This is a genomic window from Natrinema soli (genome assembly GCF_028618695.1).
Genome location: NZ_JAQIVI010000132.1, coordinates 94,568 through 111,874 on the forward strand (window position 1 = coordinate 94,568; position 17,307 = coordinate 111,874).

Below are 17,307 nucleotides of genomic sequence, written 5' to 3' on the forward strand. Positions count from 1 at the left end.
ATGTCGACACGGAACTTACTCGACGTCGGTGGCAGAACCGAGCGCTACCGAACGGTACTCTCAGAGAACTGGTTCGCGTATCTGCTGATCATGCCAGTGTTGCTGTTCCTATTCGCGCTCATGTGGCTCCCCTTCATGCAGGGGGTCTACATGAGCTTCAACGAGTGGCCCTTCGGCGGCGAGCCGACGTGGGTCGGGCTGGCGAATTACGAGTTCCTATTTCAGTGGGAGCCGTTTTACACGTCCCTGAAGGCGACCGTCATCTTCTCGCTGACGACGGTGTTTCAGCTGGTCGTCGCGCTCGCGGCGGCACTCGCAGTCCGGGAACTCCGCCGTGGGAAGAGTCTCGTCAGCGCGGCGTTTCTGCTCTCGTATACGATGCCGCCGCTAGTGATCGGGACCATCTGGGCGTACCTGCTCGAGCCCGACTTCGGCCCCGTCTTCGGCTTTCTTACCGAGTGGAACGTCATCGAGTCGACGATCTACTGGGGCAGCAGCGGGCCCATGTCGCTCGCGGTCGTGATGTTCGTGACGACGTGGACGTTCTGGCCGTTCATGTTTCTCATCATTTCGGCCAGCCTCGAGAGCATCCCGGAGGAACTGTACGAGAGCGCTCGCATGTACGGCGCGGGACCATTCCAAACGTTCCTTCGCGTAACGCTTCCGCAGCTGAAAAGCGCCATTCTGGTCGCGCTGAGCATCCGAATCATTTGGAACATGACCAAAATCTCGCAGGTGCTCCAGATCACGAACGGCGGACCGGGATACGATACGTCCATCCTGGCCGTGTTGCTGTACCAGTTCGCCTATGGACGGGGTCAGATGGGCGTCGCGTACGCCATCGGTATCATCTTGCTCGTGATGACCCTCGGCTTCGTCTTCGTGTTCATCCGCGAGTTCGAGCGGGCAAGCGAGGGGGCGGGAGCATGAGTGCGACCGGCTACGACGCGACCGGCGTGACGCTGAAAGCGACCGCGTACGGCGTCGTCGCGTTTCTCGTGCTCGCGAACCTCGTTCCGCTCCTGTTCATCCTTTCGGTGTCGTTTATGCCGCCGAGCGAGTTCTTTACCGATCCGCACCTCGTCCCGTACGAGCCGACACTGGAGGCGTGGACGAGCGGGTTCGAGGATCTACGAGGGAATCTCGTCAACAGCTTCCTGATCGGTGCGGGCACCGCGTTGCTGGCGCTCGCCATCACGATCCCAGGAGCCTACGCGTTCGCCCGGAAGGAGTTCTACGGGAAAACGATCGGCTTCTACGCGATCATCTCGGCGATGATGTTCCCGTACATCCTGCTGATCATCCCGATCATGGACCTGTGGACCGCGCTCGGGATCTACAACACCATCTTCGGGATGATTCTGGCATACCAAGTGTTCGTCACCCCGTTTTCCATCTGGATCCTTCGGGACTTCTTCGAGAACCTCCCAACGGACATCGAGGAGGCCGCGCAGGTGTACGGCTGTACGCAGTTCACGGCGTTCGTTCGAGTCATCCTCCCGCTTGCGGCCCCCGGTATCGTTGCCGTCGGATTCCTCGCGTTTCTCACGGGATGGAACGACTTCCTCTTCGCCAACCTCTTGACCACCGGCACGGGGCCGGTTCCGGCCGTGCCGGTCCTGTACGGCACCATCGGCGGCGGGTCGGGTGAGCGAGTATACTGGGGGAAGCTGATGGCCGAGACGATCATCATCGGCACCCCTCCGACGATCATCTACCTCGTCGCGCGCAACTACTTGGAGAGTGCGTTTAACGTATGAGTCGAAAACCCATGAAACAGACGGAAGATACCGGTTCGGAAACCCGAACGGAACGATCGGACGAATCGCAGAGTGACCAGAACGCAGTTGGCGCGAGCGCCTCGGGCAACCGGATTCGACTCGACGGCGTCCGGAAGACGTTCAACGAGGGCTCGGTCGTCGCCTGTGACGACGTGAACATCGAGATCGACGAGGGCGAGTTCGTCGTGCTCGTCGGTCCCTCCGGCTGCGGGAAAACGACGACGCTCCGGTGTATCGCTGGATTGGAGGAGCCGGATCGGGGCGACATCACCGTCGGCGGCGAAGACATCACCGGCTTAAAATCCAAAGACAGGGACCTCGCGTTCGTCTTCCAGAGCATCGCGTTGTTCCCGCACATGAGCGTCCGGAAGAACATCCGGTTCGGACTGGACATGAACACTGACCTCTCGAGCGAGGAGAAGACCCGCCGCGTCAAGGAGGTTGCGGAAACGCTCGGCCTCTCCGAGACCCTCGATCGGAAACCGTCGGCGCTTTCGGGCGGCCAACAGCAACGCGTCTCGCTCGGCCGCGCGATGGTGATGGAGCCCGCGGGGTTCCTGCTCGACGAGCCGTTCTCGGCGCTCGACGCGAACCTCCGCGACCACATGCGCGTCGAGGTCAAGAAGATCCAACGGGAACTGAATACGGCGATGATCTTCGTGACGCACGATCAAGAGGAGGCGATGACGCTCGGAGACAAAATCGTCGTGATGGACGAGGGGTACGTCCAGCAGATCGGCACGCCCTACGAGATCTACAACGAACCGAACAACAAGTTCGTCGCGGGCTTTATCGGCTCGCCGTCCCCGAACCTCATCGAGTGTACCGTCGAGCGGACGGCCGACGGATTCGAACTCGTCTCCGACTTCGCCGCGATCCCGGCCACGGAGACGCAGGCCGACCACCTCGAACAGTACGCGGGAGAGACGGTCGTCTACGGGATTCGACCGGAGTATCTGGATCTTGAACTCGACCGAGGGGCGTTCGTCGCCGACCTCGACGTCGTCGAACCCCTCGGTGACCGGGACGCCGTCCACCTGTCTGCGGACGGCACCGATCTGTCGGCGGTCACGCCACAGGGCGAGATCTCGAGGGGGACTGAGCGGGTTCACGTCACTATTCAGACCGAGGAGTCGTGGCTGTTCGAGGAGGACGGGACACGAATCGTCTGATCGCCCTCTTTCTCGCGAATTCGCCACGGTTTAGCACTCCAGTCACGAATACCACAGATCACAATGACACGACCTGACACAGCGTACGAAGCAGCGGTCGACGGGGCCGAGATCGCACACAACCACTTCCGCACCGACTTGAACGTAGAAACCAAAGACTCGAAGATGGACTTCGTCACCAGAGCGGACACCGAGACGCAACACCGCGTTATCGAGATCATTCGCGGCGCGTATCCGAACGCGACTATCGTCGGCGAGGAAGAAGACGAGTTGAAGTCCGTTCCCGAGGACGGCAACGCGTGGGTGATTGATCCGATCGACGGGACGACGAACTTCGTCCGCGGGACACAACTGTGGACGACGACCGTCGCCGCCGTCCGCGACCATGAGACCGTCGCAGCAGTTACCGTTGCCCCGTCGCTCGGCGATACGTTCGTGGCGGATGCCGACGGCGTAACCCTGAACGACGAACCGATCGCCGTCAGTCCTCGAACGGATCTCGAGCGGTTTACCGTCGCACCGATCCTTCGATACGGTCCCGAACGCGACCAACAGTTCGGCGACCTCCTTCGGGAATTGATACGCCAGTTCGGCGACCTGCGTCGGTTCGGCTGCGCGCAAGTCACACTCGGCATGGTCGCTTCCAGCGCGCTCGATGCGGCCGTGTCCCTACAACCGGACCCGAACCCGTGGGACACCATCGCCGGCATCGCGCTGGTCGAACGAGCCGGCGGGACGGTAACCGACATCGAGGGGAATCCCTGGAAACCGGGTTGTGAAGGACTCGTCGCGTCGAACGGGAACGCCCACGACGAGGTCGTCGAACGCGTGAGGAGGGCGGTGACGTAATCGAACCTTTAGTACCTCACCTATGGAAACGCTCCAGGAGATGTACGAGGAGTGGCCGACCTGATCACGGAAATCGGCCAGCGTGATCAGCTGCATACTCGCGACTGGCTCGGCGAAAACTTGGGGTAACGGAACCCGTATGTTGACCCACTGAACATGCTCCAAGTACCTTTCTCAATGGAACCACCGAACGAATATCGAGGAGCGAACGCTCCGACTGACGGTCAAGGGGATTGCAGCAGGAATGAAAAATACAGGTTGACATCCACCTCCACCTGAAGGGAAAAAATTCCAAGTCAAGCGTATGTGTTTAGCCCAGACTGATTTCGTCACTATCTCGTAGGAGGCGTTTAATGGGGGCCATATGCACGGGCAACAGAGATCTGGTGCGGCTCTGAGGGATGGACTCCGCCACGGAGCCCATCCCACTGGCTCTGCTGTCCTCGCCGAGAGGTGGACTCTGTGAACGGTGACGATCTCACCAAAGACGAGCTGCTCTCTCGGTTTCTCCAACTTGAGAAACGAGTCGACGAACTGGAGCAGGAGAATAAGCGGAAGGGCGAGAAACTCGACGAGAAGAACAAACGGATCGAAAAGCTCGAGTCACGGCTCCGGAAGTACGAGAACCCACACCCTGCCGAGCAAGCGCCGGTCAGCGACTCATCGGTCGCCGACTGCGCAAGACGACGAGGACGACGATGTCCGAACCGACGGCGGAACGCCAGGCCGGGACGAAGGACACGATCCAGAGTAGCGGACAGTAGCTAACCCCGACGAGGTCATTGAGGTCACCTGTGAGTGCTGTCCCGAGTGTGGCGAACACTTTGACAAGTCGCCGGGCGTCAGCCCCGACTCGTCGAGGAGCTCCCGTTCTGCCTACACCTGCCTCGTTAGGGTATATATTTCTCACCAATAGAGGTAATGAATGGTAATGCAACAGGGATCCAACATACCGAATGGCATGTATCTCGACGCGTTGTCTGCCCCCTGCCGTCACCCCACCTGCCCCTTCGATACGATAAATCCCGCTCGAGGGACCCGGTTCTCTTAGTCGGAAATCCGTTGGCGGTTACCTATTGCTTATTGATAACAAGTATCATTGTAGGGGCGCAGGGACTTGTTAAATAGCACCTACCCATGTTCCCTGCTAGTGGACCTATTAGAAATGATTTCTCATATTTGGGACCAGGAGTTGGTCGAGAGCGGTGTCGATCGCTGTCGTAAGCTCAGTAAGTGACCCAAAGGATCGGTTACTGAGAGCCGTTTGTAGTTTCCTCCAGCACTCTTCGATCGGATTTAGTTCGGGAGAGTACGCCGGTAACGTGACGAACGCAAGGTCGTCACGGGCCGCCAGGTCCGTAACGGCCGACGCCTGAAAGTACGGTGCTCCATCGAGCACCACGATCAAATTATCTTTGAACTCTTTGCATAACGCGAGACTGAAATGTTTGACGTGTTCGGCGGTCACGTGCTCTTTGAGCCGAGAGAAAAAGCGATCACCGTCCTCGGTGATCGCGCCCAAAAGGCACGTCCAGTCGTGTTGTCCGGATAATTCGATAGACAGCCGCGTGCCGCGAGGAAACCACGCGGCCCGACTTGGACGGATTTCTTGGTTTATGTGATCCGCCAACAGTGAGAGACAACCCTGCCGGACCTAACTGGTGAATCGCCAGCGTTCAAGACGGTCTGGGAACGATTGGAGGCGACAATTTCCGACCAAGGTTCGCGGTGGGCACGAACGATCTGGATGGAGGATGGGGCGCGTCGCAGCCAAGCCGCAGCTTTTTAACCAACACCACCCCGATTTGACTCGATTAGTTGGTTAACAGGGTCTTTCCGTAGCTCTACACAAGAGCGAGTCTTTCTGCGCCCGCCAAGGGACGGAGGCGCATTTCGATCTCCGTCGAATCATAACTGATCGATATCTCACGACGGTCCTCAAGGAGGCCGAACGCGTCGCAGAACAACACGACCAGGTCGCTCGAGTAACGGACAAGCAGTTTGAGGAACGAGCAGGTCGTGGGGTTAGATTGGAATGATGCTCCCAGACCTTCTCAGCGAGTGCTACACGGCGGAATTTGGTGAATGTTGGGAGCGTGAGCGGACGGCGACGCCGGTCAGGATGTTCTCCGTCCAACTCCACACAACCAGTTATTTGATCCGAGAGACACAACCGATTCTTCGCTTAATTGGCGTAGTACGTTCTCATCAAGCGATCTGGCACTGGGTCCATCGGCTGGCTGACAGCGTCCCAGACCCGCCGTCGCGGGTCACTATTGATGAGACCGGTGTCAAAATTAACGGCGACTGGTCTTGAGTGTACGCTACAATCGATTCAGACTGACGGCTTATTCTTGATATTGCAGTGTTTGGACAACGGGGAACCGATCCAGCTGCTGCATTTCTGCACCGATTGACCGAGGAACACGATCTCTCCAATCCCGCGTTTCTTGTTGATGGCTACGGCTATCTGACTGCCCTCTCTCGAGTAGGATTGAGCGGTCGGCTCGACTGCGTTGACCGAAACCTGATCGAAAAGTGGTTTCACACTTAAAAATGAGAGTTGACCGTTTCTACAACTCCTGGGTGGGCAGTCGGGCGAGCGTTAGAGAAAGGCTTGATCAGTTCGTACACTACTATAACACACAACGACCGCACCAATCACGCAACGGTCAGAAACCAGTAGAGGTGCTAAACTAGACAGTACCCATTCTCGAATTATGAAAAAATCGAAGATGATCTGCTCGTTGTGTGAGATGGAGCGCCGTTCTTTCAGGCGTCGGCCGTCACGGATCTGACGGCCCGTGACGGCCTCGTATTCATCACATTGCCGGCGTACTCTCTTGAACTAAACCCGGTCGAAAAGTGCTGGCGACAACTGCAAGCGACTCTCAGTAACCGATTCTTTGAGTCACTTACTGAGCTTACAACAGCGATCGACAACACCCTCGACCAACTCTCGGTCCCAAAGATGAGTAATTATTTCTAATGACTACTATAGCAGACACTGAGTAGCCCGGTCTTTTCCCTGACCTCATTCGTATAGATAGGCGAGTAGGTAGATGACCACCACTCCCGCAGCCAGGACTAGCGCCCCCTCAAGAGGGTACACGACCGACCCCTTTTCGTAGTAAGGTATAACGGGAAGTCGTTCTCCCCAGTATCCCCCACTCGAGAGATGGGTCTCTGAGTACTATTACGACTCTCCCGGTGGATTTTCATACTCAAAATAGAACTCGGGGAGATAACCGCCACTATCCAGCGGATCACCCAATCCAAGGGTCGACGCCGTCACTGTAGGGTCTGTATAGGTCGTTCCCTCTACATTGAGGGTTCCGTTCGTCCCGATGAGGAACTCGTCGTTATTGACTGATAGAATCCGAGCGGTGCTGGCGTCTGGAAGCGTCAACGTTGCGCCGTTGTCCGTGTTCCCAGGCGGTGACACACCGACCATTTCCGGTGTGTTGGCACTATCGTCGTGGAAATACACATCCGAAAATGTGATTTGAGGGGTGGGTGTAGTCGCACTACCCGATTGGTTCATCCGAACGGGGAGTGAGTTCCCGCTTTGGATGTCAAGGACGCATTTGTCGAACGTGACCTCTTCGACGTTCGTCCGCAACTGAATGGCGTTTCCTCCCCAGTCGTTACCCGCTGCTCGGATGGTTAGGCCAATAACATCGATATTCGCGCCCTCGTTGACCACAAGCGGCGTTCCGACGTGGTCGCCGGGAATCGGATCAATGACCTCTGTCGTGCCGCCGATAATCGTGTGATTCTCAGAGACTCGCATTCCACCTCTAGCGTTGTTTTTGGCGTGGCAGTCCCACAATATCACTTCGCCATCGGCGTCGCTTGAATGGACGTAAAACCCGTTGTCGAAGAAGCCTTCGGCGGTACACTCCTTCCAGACGTGCAAGCCGTGAGATGCCCAATCACAATTTGGCCCGATCGCGTGGTCGTCGGTCGTGCCGAGTTCCGCCGACATGTCTGTCCCTCCGTCGGGGAATTCGCACCGATGCATGAACGCCGTCGCGCCCTCGTCGACCTGGACCAAGAACGTGTATCTATTTCCGACCGTCTCGTAGCCGCTACCAAGGTTCTGCCACCGATGGCGCTGTCCCTCGAGTCTGACATCCTCAATCCACGCGGCGTTTGATATGCCACTCGAAACGAGAATACACACGTCGGTCGATCCCGAAGCCGGATCTTCCGTGATGTCGAACGTGACGCCCTCCATCGCGAGTTCGGAGACGTTCGTGATGTTGAATAGATTCTCGAGGCCAGTCCCGACGTAGTGGATCCGTGCGTTATCACCAACGATCCCAACGACGTTGCCCTGTGCCGTGACCTCCGATGAAATTTCGTAGGTCCCGCTGCCGAGTTCAACGATCGTATCCTGCCCGCTGGCTTCTCGGATCCGCTCACCGAGGTCGCCGCTGCGGCCGTCGTAGCTCGTTGCATCAAGCCGGTTTGGATACTTCGCACGGAGGTCGGGTTTATTCTCCCATAAATCACGGGCGTCGGTGGGGACCTCTGAAGCCAAGTTGTAGTTGCTCTCGTCCACGATGTTTGCCTCCCAGACGTCTCGAGTGTTACTGAACGATTTCGTGATCGTTCGCAGTGGTCGTCTCCTGACCGGTCATCTCACTGACCGCAGATCCCATTCCAATCAAGTAATTGTTGACCACTCGAGCGTAAACGTATACTGCTGGATAGTTCCACGGCGGGGTTGCCGGGCCGGAATCGTTGACGTAGTCGGATCCCTCGATCACCAACCGTTCAATTGACGTCCATCTCCTACGCAAGAGCGACTCGGGAAAGTCCTTGTCGGTCCTAGTTAACCAACAGCTGCCGATGACACCCCCGATCGTTGGGTAGGCGGTCACTCCTCGAATATTTCTCAAGACGAACGCCGTCGGTGGTATATCGAGTCCGAAGCGCGTGACGATGCTGTACAAGATGCGCTTGAGACCGTTAGAACGTGAGACGCTGGTCAATCCTTGCCCCACCAGCGGAGTCTTGTCATCAACGGAGCCTCTCGGTAGGATTGCTCGTCTTCGACGTATTTGACCAGCTTGTTCTGTCAGAGGAGACCGACGGGACACACGTCGGGATCTGCACGGACTGTGCCGAAGCGCACCTTCAGAAGAAAGGCCTGCTTTAGATGTCTACTCTTTTCCCGTACTCGGCTGAGACGCATCAACCGGGTTTTAGACGCATAGGGGTAGGTGCAAGCAGGGAAAACCAGGTTCCGCGAGCGGGATCTATCGTATCGAAAGGGCAGGCGGGGTGGGATGATGGCAGGCGGTGCAGGACAACACGTCGGGATATCATTCAGTGCGATGGATCACCTTCCATGGTATCATTGATCACTACCATAGGTAATAAATTTACACTCTAACGAGTCAGGTGTAGGCAGAACGGGAGCTCAAACTCCCAAAACGGAACAGCGGAGCGCCCGGCGTCGCGTGGGCAACGACTGGCGCCGGACGGGATGAGCGGACGTCGCGCATGGCCACGCGACAGTCGTGATGATCCCGACTGCTGATACGTACTCTATGGCCCGATATTGGGGGATTGAAAACGCCCGCCTAGATGACTGGGGGTCGGCGGGCACGTCGCGTGTGGGGGAACGCGACAGTCGAATCGAGGGTCGCTATCCTGTTGAGTTCACCGCCAACAGAAATTGGTGGGTAATCGGTAGGAAAACTCAACCAACGGGAGGCCCGACGGCGGGAGGGGGAGCCCGCCGCCGGACAGGTACCTGCTTCGGGGGGCTGATTCTCTTCCCCGTCAGCAGAGTGATCTTGCCCGTTAGTAGGAGTCTCCTTAGTACTGCATCCAGACAGTCCCACGATGAGAGGTAGCGTTGAGAGTACCTTTCGCCGGTTCATAGAAAGGTGTGGGTGGAGGGAAATAAAGTGCCTTCTCTATCGTCTCATCGTTAAGTAAACGCCCTGTACTTGCCGTTTGTCGAGTAGTCACAGAGAAAGGGAATGGGAACTTTTCTATGACACCCTGTCACGAGGTAAAAATGACACCAAATCGTGGGGTAACTTCGCCAGAGTCGACCAGCGCCCGCACGAACACACCGCACGTGGTGTTGTTCCACCCTTGAAGAGCTCACTACTGGTCCGTCAAGATCGACGAAGCCGACGAATACACCGTCGCCGGGAGTACGCGCGAGCCCGTGGCCGTGGCAGGGACGGGCTACTAACAGTAGCTACGCTATCCTGCTACCAAAAGGATCGTCAGTAGGTATGTTTATATGGAGTAATATAGGAATAGCGATTATGGAATTGGTCTCAAAACTTGCTGAATATCGCCAAGTCTTATCTAAAAAGCGCCTCCGAGTATGTTTTACTATTATTATTCTTTTTGCATCATTATTTTTGATTGGTGCAAATAACGCCTCGTCAAGAGAGCCCTATATGCAGTTCCAAACACAAGCAGACCTGCCGAGGGAGGAACAAACGCCTGTAGCTGATTCGAGAAGCGGGATAACAGTCGTAACTTCCCACGAACAAGGAAATATTATTGCTTTGCGGCCGGATGGAACAAATCTGTACTACAACGACTCGCATGATGGGTATTGGGATGTCGACCCCAGTCCCAAGGGAGAAAAGACAGTCATGTATCCCGCAACCGATGAAGTCCATGATACGTCGGTTTGTAAGCCGGTTAAGGGTGACACCTGCATTAGGCAAATGATTGAACGTGTGAACCTAACAACCGGTGAGACTACCACATTATATTCGCGGATTGACCCACAATATCATAACAGTGAATGGCATGATGTCGACCGAATCAACGAATCGCACTACATTGTGGCTGATATGTATTCGGACGAGGTTTTCATCGTCGACGTAAATAACGGTATTGTTGAGTGGGAATGGAGTTTACAGAACCACTTTTCTCTAAAGACCGGGGGCGACTACTCGGAAGACTGGGCTCACTTGAACGATGTCGAAGTGCTCGAGGATGGCCGAATTATGCTCAGCCCTCGTAATCACGATCAGGTGCTATTCCTGGAGCCGGGCGAAGGCGTCATCGACAACTGGACGATTGGTAAAGATGGAGAACACAGTACACTATATGAGCAGCACAACCCCGACTATATCCCCGAATCAGATGGTGGGCCTGCTGTGGCGATCGCTGATTCAGAGAATAACCGGATTGTGGAGTATCACCGCTCTTCGGGTGGGGACTGGGAACAAGCCTGGGAGTGGCAAGACAGCCGTATTCAATGGCCACGTGACGCAGATCGATTACCAAACGGAAATACTCTGATTACCGATACGCATGGGAACAGAGTGTTGGAAATAAACCAACAGGGCGATATTGTCTGGGATTTCGACTTTACAGCAGGATATGAGGCGGAGCGATTAGGTACAGGTGACGAAAGCGAAGGCGGGCCGAGTGCTCAGGAGGCAGGCCTGCCCTCTCGAACGTCAAATGGAGACACCAGTATTTCTTCCGAAGAATCGGCCACCCAAATTAATAACGGTATCAAAGGCCTGCTCCCGAATAAGATCGTCAATGGCTTGGCTAACGCAACTCCCTCGTGGCTTGGCTTCTTGGACTTGATCGTCTTGTCTGCTGGTATGTTAACCGCCGTATTTTGGGGCGGATTAGAACTGTGGTGGGCTCCGTGGACAATTCAACGTCCGGTCGTCCGAAAATGAGGAGTAAGCGGTTATCTATCGCAGGGTGTCGTTCCGGTCAATCACCTCCGCGCCGCTCAAGATCAACTGCGAGCGCCCTGACTCACTGTTCGCATCGTTCGCCCGGCCACGTGCCAGCAGACAGGGTCGCGCAGTCTCCGGGTGGAGCTGGCCGCGAGCACACGATCGGCATTGGCAGAGATCGTGACTCTAGCGGCGAGACGACTCCTAACTCAATCAGTTGCCGAAACATACTGCCGAACGCTGGCTGAGCAGAGTACATACCTCCAGATTAGCGGCGTTTCAGTGTAACTATACGAGATTCCACATTATTGTACAAGAGCGACTCCGCGTGGCTCAGGCTGGCTGGGTGTCTAGGATGGTCACCCAGTGAGTCGGATTGTCTGCCTCGTGGTTGCTGGCAGCCCAGTTCGCATCGGCCCACTCCGTGAACGTCTGATCTAACTCACACGTGTCACACCGTAATTCGTATGACATATGCCCACATTCAACAGTGACCTGCTTAACAGTACCCCAGTGTCACCGCTGGTCATGATCTCCTTCTCGAGATCTATGGTAGCATCTGAGAACCTATCCTCGTCCTCGAAGAACCGCGCTCAGTTCAGCCTCAATCTAGCAGTGCCGGACAAACGATCTCGCCAAGTCGAGGACAAAAGAAGTTGACAAATCGATGGATACGCTGTTCCCGCAGACGGGCTCGAATCTCTGCCGTGTCTGTGCCGAACCCGTCGTCGACGGTCGCTGGAACTACTGTTCGGAGCGCTGTCGAAATATCGCGAACGCCGTTTCCCGACCTCGAGGGGCTGGCGACGGGCTCAAGCAGTACTATTAGCACCAGTCCGGGAAGTGACGGGCGGTTTTGATCGATGTCCCCCGAACGTCGTCCCCGCCAATGCCGTATGTCGCCAGTACGACCGTTCTCCTGACCGCAACCGAGACGATACGTTACGCTTTCCGACTGATCGCCGACTGTACCCTCGGTACGGCTGATCTATTCGACCATTTCCAATAGTTCCACCAGTTTTATAGACCGTATTACTACCGGATTCTCCTCCGAACGGCCGGTCGCGATGAAACGATATTCGAACGCAGTCGTAACCGCGACAGTCGCAGCGATTCTCGCACTGAGCATGATCGGCGTCGGGGCCGCAGCACCCGTCCACGGATCGTCCGCGACCGATACGATGGACACTGAGTCCGTGGTTTCAGGGACAGAAACCGTCACGCAATCGGAGAGCGTGACAACGGTAAGTACGCATACCGAGACTGGCACTGAGAGCGTCGATACGGGCGCGTCCGGAGACGACGCCCTTGAGTCGGTGCCGACCGATCTCCGGTCGGGTCTGGACGCGGACCTGCCCGGTTCGACGTTCCTCGAGGACCTGCTCGACGACCTCGGAGAGAGCGACGATTCTGTCAGTGACAGTGACGATTCAGACGGTAACGAAACGACCGAAACCGGTGATGACGAACCCGACGAGAGCACCGGTGACGGTGACGAATCCGATGAGGGTGCCGAAGACGAAACGACCGACGATAGCCTTGACAGGAGTCAGGTCGAACGAGATATTCATGAAGCAGTAAACGAGGAACGGACGGCCCGCGGTCTCGAGCCACTCTCGTTCGACACCGAACTCCGCGACATCGCTCGCGGCCACAGCGAGGACATGGCCGAGCGCGGCTACTTCTCGCACGTCGACCCCGAGGGGAACGATTTCGCCGACAGGTACGACGCGGCGGGCTACGAGTGCAGGGCGAACGGGTACACCGGGGGTGAGAACATCGCCCAGACGTGGTACGATACGCCGGTACGGACCGACGGCGGGGAAACCGTCCAGTACGAGACCGAACGCGAACTCGCGAACGGCATCGTCGACCAGTGGATGAACTCGTCGGGCCACCGCGAAAACATCCTCGCGACCCAGTGGGAGAACGAGGGTATCGGCGTCTACGTCACTGACGACGGCCGAGTGTACGCCACGCAGAACTTCTGTTGAGTACCGCCAGCGGGCGCGACTCCCCGTCAGTCGGACTGTTTTTTCAGCCCCGTCCGTGCTGGATCAGACACTTCGGAAGGCCGATCAACTCGACCGGTTCGAAGTTATCGGGCGAGTAGACCACCATCTGGCCCTTCTCCATGTAGGGGACGTTAGACTCGAGATTGCTCGGAATGTTCACGCTCTTGATGGCGTCCTCGTCGCCGAGATTCAGCACGACGGTGGAGTTGATTTGCTTGAAGACGGCGTCGTGGATGTCCTGTGGGACCTGCGTGATCAGAAAGAGGCCGAGGCGCTCTTTCCGGCCCTGAGTGACCATGCGATCGCTAACCGCGGCCCGCTTGAAGAAACTGACTGCTTCAGGGTCGGTTCCAGCGCTCATCGGTCGGCCCCCGCGATGGACGCGCCCGCGTTCTCGAGGGGCCGTACCCTAGATTCGGCTGCGACCGTTCTTCCTGCTTCTCGTCGACGAGTCGTCTGCTCGACCGTCGTTGGTGTCGGGTCTGACACACGTCCGTACCCCATGATCGGTCTGTTAAGAGTTGTGGCGGACGTGATGCGCTGGCCGTCCGATTACGTCGCTCACCGGGGACGGATGATGGCTCAGGTCTCGAGCGGTGGCTCGCGTCAGTGGTTCACGAGCGGGTGACCGTAGCTGTGGATTCCAACTGACGAGTCACTCGATTGGAGTCGGGCTCGAGTCGCCCGTCAGGAACAGGACGCCGATGCCGGCGATTCCGATGCAGGCGTACAGGAGAAACGTCGTCTCCCAGGAGAACGCACCGATCAGCCAGCCGCCGAGCGTCGGCGAGACGAGCGTTCCGGTGAACGCGACCGACGTGAATACTGCGAGACTCGTCCCGCCGGACCCGGTCGCCGCGAGTTCCCGCGTGTACACGTAGTAGACGCCCATCCCGAACTGGAGCGAGAAACCGACGCCGAGCAGAATAATCGAAAAGAGGACCGTCGAGATGGACCTCGAGACGACGAAGAACGCCGGCAGCGCGAAGGCGAGCGAGCAGACGACGACAAGCCGGCGACGGTAGCCAACGTAGTCCGAGAGCCAGCCACCGACGGGTCGGGCGACCATGCCGATCGCGGGCAATATCGCCGTAATCGCACCCGCCTCGCCGAGCGACAGCGGCAGCCGTTCCGTTGCGTAGGTCGGCATCCACGAGTTCATGAAGATATAGAGGAGATATGAACAGAACCCGGAGAGCGAGACGAGCAGTACCGATCGGTTCCGCAGCGCGTCCCCGAACTCGCTGAACGTGATCTGGTCGCCGGTCTGGATCGACGTCGGTTGTGAGAGGCGAAAGACGAGGTACCCGACCGCCGAGAGCAGCGGCGAGACGATGAACACGGTCGCCCAGCCGAACACCGACGCGACGATCGGACCGCCGAACTGGCTGATGGCGAACCCCAGTGGCGCGCTCGCGATGAACACCGTCGTCACGAACCCCTGCCGGGGACCGCTGTAGACCTGCGCGACGACGTTGGTACTAAGGACGAACAGCGCACCGCCGGCGATTCCCGCGACGGCTCGAGTCAGGAGGAAGAGCGGATACGTGCCCGCGAACGATCCGACGATCGCGACGGGCGCGAAGACGACCGTGCCGAGAGTCATCAGCCGCCGGTTGTCGTAGTGATCCATTAGATAGCCGAAAGGAAGCTGGACGAGAACGGAGCCGAGGACGGCCGCGCTGATCGCCAGTCCGGCACTGGCCTTGTCGATTCCAAAGGCTGCCTCGAGCAGTGGCACGATGCTCGCCGGGGCGATCATGTACGCATTCGCGCCGACCGAGACGAGGAAACACGCCGCGAAGATACCGACTCGAGACTGCTGGGCCCCCATTCCGTCACACCCACCGAATCGACCGCCGAGAATCGTGTCCACACATACTGTACTAATTGGACGCTTTTCATGCTCGTCTACTTATAACTACCTCGAATTGTTCTCAGTAAGAACGGTTCCGATTCGCCTTCCGGCTTCTTTTCCGAAACCATGCGCTTGAAACATCGATTGACAGGTGTGGGTTGGTATATCTCACCATAAATTGTATTACTTGCCTAGTAATTCGATAGAATATGACAGCTATAGACGAACTCGAGGCGTACCACTTTTACGACGACGACTGGGACGACTACGACAGCCTCCGCGAGGCGTTCGAGTGGGAGATTCCGGAGACGTTCAACATGGCGAGGTACGTCTGTGACCAGTGGGCCGACGAGAAGGGGCGGGTCGCGATGTTCGCCGACGACGGCGAGGACGGCCGGGAAACGTACACGTTCTGGCGACTCCGAAATGCCGCTAACGCGATCGCGAACGCGCTGCGGAGTCGCGGGGTCGAGCGGGGCGACCGGGTCGCGATCAACTTGCGCCAGCGGCCGGAGACGGTCGTCGCCCATGTTGCCTGCTGGAAGCTCGGCGCAGTCTCGGTCCCGCTGAGTACACTATTTGGGACGGAGGCCGTCTCCTACCGGCTGAACGACGCCGATGCGGTCGCCTGTTTCGTCAACGACTCGAACGTCGAGACGCTTCGAGACGTCGCAAGCAGTGCCCCGTCACTCGAGACTGTTGTCGCGGTCGGTGACGTTGAACCCGAGGGAGATGAACTCGCCTTCCGGGACCTAGTCGACTCGCATTCGCGGGAGTTCGAAACCGTGGAGACGGCCGCTGGGGATGACGCCATCATCATCTACACGTCGGGGACGACAGGTGACCCGAAGGGCGTCAGGCACGCACATCGGGTGCTCCTCGGGAACCTCCCGTTGGTTGTCACCGGGTTCTGTAACATGGAACTGCGGGAGAGCGACGTGTTCTGGACGCCGTCGGAGTGGGCCTGGGTGGCAACGCTGTTCGACGTGGTCTTCCCGGCGCTGTTCTACGGGAAACCGGTGGTCGCCCACACCGCCGACGAGTCGTTCGATCCCGAGACCGCGATGGAGATCATCGAACGGCACGGCGTCTCGGTCTTCTTCGGCCCCGCGACGGCGCTCCGAATGCTGGAGCGACTGGACAATCCCGGTCAGTGGGACGTCTCCAGCATTCGATGCTTGCCCAGCGGTGGCGAGTCGCTCGGCCGGACGATCGTCAAGTGGGCGCGAAACGTCTTCGACGGCGCTGCCGTCCACGAAGCGTACGGCCAGACCGAAGCGAACATGCTCGCCGGAGACTGTACGGCACTGGCCGAGTTCCGCGACGGTAAGATCGGCCGCGCCGCGCCGGGCCACGAGATCGCGATCGTCGATCCGGACACCGCAGAGGAGACGGTCGAAACCGGTGAAGTCGGCGAGATCGCCGTCCGATACGAGGGGAACCCGGTCTGCTTCAAAGAGTACTGGAACAAACCCGAGCAGACGAATCGGAAGGTCCGCAACGGCTGGCTGCTCACTGAGGACCTCGGACGAATGGACGAGGACGGCTATCTGGAGTTCGTCTCGCGGAAAGACAGCGTCATCATCAGTGCGGGCTATCGCATCGGCCCCGTCGAGATAGAGGAGGCGCTGGCGAACAGTGACGCGGTCGCGGACGCCGGCGTCATCGGCGTTCCCGACGACGAGCGCGGGGAAGTTCCGAAGGCCTTCGTCGTGCTCGCCGAGGGCTACGAGGCATCTCCCGAGATCAAGGAGCGTCTTCGTCAGGAGATCCGCGACCGACTCGCGAAGTACGAATATCCACAGGACATCGAGTTCCTCGCAGAACTCCCAAAGACCTCGTCCGGCAAGATCCGTCGGACCTCGCTCGAGGAACGCGAGGGGATCCTCGAATGAGTACTGACGGTCAAGTCGGTTGAACCCCTCGAAATCACCGGAAATA

Annotated in this window: 12 protein-coding genes and 6 pseudogenes; 12 read left to right on the forward strand and 6 right to left on the reverse strand. The window is 57.9% G+C overall.

Annotation, left to right across the window (positions count from 1 at the left end; all coding sequences use genetic code 11):
* The 6 genes and pseudogenes from PGX04_RS09075 to PGX04_RS09100 all read left to right on the forward strand — a co-directional run.
* Entirely contained in the window at positions 1–930 is a 930-nt protein-coding gene (locus PGX04_RS09075) for a carbohydrate ABC transporter permease (protein ID WP_273738205.1), read from the forward strand.
* Positions 927–1,760 (forward strand): carbohydrate ABC transporter permease, encoded by an 834-nt coding sequence (locus PGX04_RS09080; RefSeq protein ID WP_273738206.1) that lies wholly within the window; start codon positions 927–929, stop codon positions 1,758–1,760. Before PGX04_RS09075 ends, PGX04_RS09080 begins: the two co-directional genes overlap by 4 nt.
* 11 nt (positions 1,761–1,771) lie before the next feature.
* Positions 1,772–2,953 carry an ABC transporter ATP-binding protein gene (locus PGX04_RS09085; protein ID WP_377042446.1) on the forward strand — a complete coding sequence of 394 codons (1,182 nt, stop codon included), beginning with the start codon at positions 1,772–1,774 and terminating at the stop codon, positions 2,951–2,953.
* Between the two features lie 63 nt (positions 2,954–3,016).
* On the forward strand, positions 3,017–3,802 hold the full coding sequence (locus PGX04_RS09090) for an inositol monophosphatase family protein (protein WP_273738208.1): 786 nt from the start codon (positions 3,017–3,019) through the stop codon (positions 3,800–3,802).
* 54 nt (positions 3,803–3,856) lie between these two features.
* Positions 3,857–4,064, forward strand: a pseudogene (locus PGX04_RS09095) (phosphoenolpyruvate carboxylase); the annotation flags it as partial.
* A gap of 200 nt (positions 4,065–4,264) precedes the next feature.
* Positions 4,265–4,672, forward strand: a pseudogene (locus PGX04_RS09100) (IS66 family transposase); the annotation flags it as partial.
* Positions 4,673–4,961: 289 nt separating this feature from the next.
* Here PGX04_RS09100 and PGX04_RS09105 read toward each other — a convergent pair.
* Positions 4,962–5,399: pseudogene (locus tag PGX04_RS09105) on the reverse strand (IS630 family transposase); the annotation flags it as partial.
* A gap of 438 nt (positions 5,400–5,837) precedes the next feature.
* Here PGX04_RS09105 and PGX04_RS09110 point away from each other — a divergent pair.
* A pseudogene (locus PGX04_RS09110) lies at positions 5,838–6,502 on the forward strand (IS6 family transposase).
* 22 nt (positions 6,503–6,524) lie between these two features.
* A pseudogene (locus tag PGX04_RS09115) lies at positions 6,525–6,791 on the forward strand (transposase); the annotation flags it as partial.
* A gap of 207 nt (positions 6,792–6,998) precedes the next feature.
* On the opposite strand, the gene PGX04_RS09120 reads toward PGX04_RS09115, so the two are convergent.
* Positions 6,999–8,369, reverse strand: a complete 1,371-nt coding sequence (locus PGX04_RS09120) for a hypothetical protein (protein WP_273738209.1) — start codon at positions 8,367–8,369, stop codon at positions 6,999–7,001.
* A gap of 1,729 nt (positions 8,370–10,098) precedes the next feature.
* Between PGX04_RS09120 and PGX04_RS09125 the strand changes: the two genes are divergently transcribed.
* Entirely contained in the window at positions 10,099–11,490 is a 1,392-nt protein-coding gene (locus tag PGX04_RS09125) for an arylsulfotransferase family protein (protein ID WP_273738210.1), read from the forward strand.
* Positions 11,491–11,826: 336 nt separating this feature from the next.
* Here PGX04_RS09125 and PGX04_RS09130 read toward each other — a convergent pair whose 3' ends face one another.
* On the reverse strand, positions 11,827–11,967 hold the full coding sequence (locus tag PGX04_RS09130; RefSeq protein WP_273738211.1) for a hypothetical protein: 141 nt from the start codon (positions 11,965–11,967) through the stop codon (positions 11,827–11,829).
* Positions 11,968–12,160: 193 nt separating this feature from the next.
* Between PGX04_RS09130 and PGX04_RS09135 the strand changes: the two genes are divergently transcribed.
* Both PGX04_RS09135 and PGX04_RS09140 read left to right on the forward strand, forming a co-directional pair.
* On the forward strand, positions 12,161–12,322 hold the full coding sequence (locus tag PGX04_RS09135; protein ID WP_273738212.1) for a hypothetical protein: 162 nt from the start codon (positions 12,161–12,163) through the stop codon (positions 12,320–12,322).
* 238 nt (positions 12,323–12,560) lie between these two features.
* The gene (locus PGX04_RS09140; RefSeq protein WP_273738213.1) at positions 12,561–13,487 is read left to right on the forward strand and encodes a CAP domain-containing protein; all 927 of its coding nucleotides are present in this window, start codon (positions 12,561–12,563) and stop codon (positions 13,485–13,487) included.
* 43 nt (positions 13,488–13,530) lie between these two features.
* On the opposite strand, the pseudogene PGX04_RS09145 reads toward PGX04_RS09140, so the two are convergent.
* The 3 genes and pseudogenes from PGX04_RS09145 to PGX04_RS09155 all read right to left on the reverse strand — a co-directional run.
* Positions 13,531–13,800: pseudogene (locus PGX04_RS09145) on the reverse strand (AAA family ATPase); the annotation flags it as partial.
* A 65-nt stretch (positions 13,801–13,865) separates the two neighbouring features.
* Positions 13,866–13,997 carry a hypothetical protein gene (locus tag PGX04_RS09150; protein ID WP_273738214.1) on the reverse strand — a complete coding sequence of 44 codons (132 nt, stop codon included), beginning with the start codon at positions 13,995–13,997 and terminating at the stop codon, positions 13,866–13,868.
* A gap of 166 nt (positions 13,998–14,163) precedes the next feature.
* Positions 14,164–15,384 carry an MFS transporter gene (locus PGX04_RS09155; protein WP_273738215.1) on the reverse strand — a complete coding sequence of 407 codons (1,221 nt, stop codon included), beginning with the start codon at positions 15,382–15,384 and terminating at the stop codon, positions 14,164–14,166.
* A gap of 191 nt (positions 15,385–15,575) precedes the next feature.
* On the opposite strand from PGX04_RS09155, the gene PGX04_RS09160 reads away from it, so the two are divergent.
* Complete coding sequence (locus tag PGX04_RS09160) at positions 15,576–17,261, forward strand: acetate--CoA ligase (RefSeq protein WP_273738216.1); 1,686 nt, start codon at positions 15,576–15,578, stop codon at positions 17,259–17,261.
* Positions 17,262–17,307 lie beyond the last annotated feature (46 nt).